3 protein-coding genes are annotated in these 2,315 nt (G+C 52.9%); 1 reads left to right on the top strand and 2 read right to left on the bottom strand.

The features are described 5' to 3' along the window. Window positions 1-342: integrase core domain-containing protein (locus tag BFF42_RS15145; RefSeq protein ID WP_073841232.1), on the top strand; the 342-nt coding region annotated here is incomplete at its 5' end. Window positions 343-639: 297 nt separating this feature from the next. On the opposite strand, the gene BFF42_RS15140 is transcribed toward BFF42_RS15145, so the two are convergent. Together BFF42_RS15140 and BFF42_RS15135 are read right to left on the bottom strand one after the other, a co-directional pair. After that, window positions 640-2,052, bottom strand: a complete 1,413-nt coding sequence (locus tag BFF42_RS15140) for an aminotransferase-like domain-containing protein (RefSeq protein WP_048815097.1) — start codon at window positions 2,050-2,052, stop codon at window positions 640-642. After that, window positions 2,030-2,315: integrase core domain-containing protein (locus BFF42_RS15135; protein ID WP_000318964.1), on the bottom strand; the 286-nt coding region annotated here is incomplete at its 5' end. The genes BFF42_RS15140 and BFF42_RS15135, both read right to left, overlap by 23 nt.

The following is a 2,315-nucleotide window of genomic DNA, read 5'->3' as shown; positions in this document are numbered from 1 at the left end:
GGTAAGCCCGGCGGGGTGATGTTCCACAGCGATCAGGGCAGTCATTATACGAGCAGGCAGTTCCGGCAGTTATTGTGGCGATACCAGATCAGACAGAGTATGAGCCGGCGCGGAAACTGCTGGGATAACAGCCCAATGGAACGCTTCTTCAGGAGTCTGAAGAACGAATGGATGCCGGTGGTGGGTTACGTAAGCTTCAGCGAGGCAGCTCACGCCATAACGGACTATATCGTTGGATATTACAGCGCACTAAGACCGCACGAATATAACGGTGGGTTACCCCCAAACGAATCGGAAAATCGATACTGGAAAAACTCTAACTCGGTGGCCAGTTTTTGTTGACCACTTCAATCAGCCCTTGCCTGAAAGCAAGCGCGAACCATGGATCGAGTACTAATCAGAGGCTGATGACAAACGCAAAGCAGCCTGATGCGCTACGCTTATCAGGTCTACATAATCCATTAAATATATTGAACTTTTAATATTTTGTAGACCTGGTAAGGCGTTCACATGGCATCTGGCATGAACGAAGCACACTTTGCCTAAGCCATGCCGGAACGTGGCGATGTCGCTATAAAGATAAAACGAGTCACAGGTTATTCGTGAGAGTAAATCAGGGGCCTCGGCACTAATTCGAATTTATTCCATTGCCCGATACACGGCATCGCCAATTTGCTTTAGTGCTTCGCGATAGGTTTCGCTGAGCGGCAAAGCGCAGTTGATGCGCAGACAATTACGGTATTTGCCGGAAGCCGAGAAAATCGAGCCTGCCGCCACCTGGATTTTCATGCGGTACAGCTGCCGCGCGACGCAGACCATATCGACCTGTTCAGGCAATTCGATCCACAGTAAAAATCCGCCTTTCGGGCGCGTAATACAGATTTCGTAGGGAAAATATTCCCGTATCCAGCAGGTATAAAGCGCCAGATTGCGCTGATAAGTCTGCCGCATCCGCCGGATATGGCGATGATAGTGGCCTTCCAACACAAACGTTGCCGCCGCCATTTGCGTGGACGGCACATTAAAGCTGCTGATGGCGTATTTCATATGCATCAGTTTATCGTGATAACGCCCCGGTGCGACCCAACCCACGCGCAGGCCTGGAGCAATACTTTTACTGAACGAGCTGCACAACAGCACTCGCCCGTCGATATCCCATGAATGGATGGTCCGCGGGCGCGGATACTCCGTTGCCAGTTCGCCGTAGACATCATCTTCAAAAATCACAATATCATGACGCTGAGCGAGAGAGAGAACGGCCCGTTTGCGTGCGTCCGGCATAATAAATCCCAGCGGATTATTACAGTTTGGCACCAGAATGATGCCTTTAATCGGCCACTGTTCCAGCGCCAGTTCCAGTGCTTCAACGCTGATGCCAGTTTCTGGATCGGTTGGGATTTCAATCACTTTCACGCCCATGCCTCGCAGCATCTGCATCGAACCGTAATAACAGGGAGATTCGACCGCGACAATATCGCCCGGTTTACACACCGCCATTAACGCCAGCGACATCGAGTTATGGCAGCCGCTGGTGATGATGATGTCATCGGCGGTGACCACCGAGCCGCTGTCGAGCATCTGGCGGGCAATCTGCTCCCGCAACACTCGCTGACCGGCTAACAAGTCATAACCGAGCACGGTTTGTAGATTATGCTGCACCACCCGGCTTAGCTCACGCCAGAGTGGTTTCAGGCTGGGCGTTTCGACATCCGGCGTGCTTTTGCTTAACGGAACAATGGAATTGTCGCTATGCGCCTCCAGCATATCCAGCACCTGATCCCACTGGGTAATTTCCACCGGGCGCTGCACCGGACGCGTCATCGGCGGTACAGGCGGCTGGGCTTTACGTTGTGCGACAAAATAACCCGAACGCGGCTGCGGAGTGATGAGCTTCATCGTCTCCAGCGTCTGGTACGCCTGCTGCACGGTGCTGATGCTGACGCCGTGCTCCTGACTTAAGCTGCGCACCGACGGCAATTTATCCCCGTGACGATACAGCCCTTGCTCAATCCGCTCGGTGGATTTGCCCCTATATTTCCAGACATCTGTTATCACTTAACCCATTACAAGCCCGCTGCCGCAGATATTCCCGTGGCGAGCGATAACCCAGCGCACTATGCGGATGCCATTCGTTATAATGCTCGAACGCCTCTGCAAGGTTCTTTGCTGCCGTTAACCCGTCTGGTTTGGGCATGATACTGATGTAGTCACGCTTTATCGTTTTCACGAAGCTCTCTGCTATTCCGTTACTCTCCGGACTCCGCACCGCCGTGTTCTTCGGTTCAAGTCCCAACATCCGGGCGAACTGGCGTGTT

This window comes from Shigella sp. FC1661, from assembly GCF_001712525.1.
In the GTDB taxonomy this organism is placed as follows: domain Bacteria; phylum Pseudomonadota; class Gammaproteobacteria; order Enterobacterales; family Enterobacteriaceae; genus Escherichia; species Escherichia coli.
Note: the sequence above shows the minus strand (reverse complement) of the source record. Positions and strands in the feature narration are given on the sequence as shown.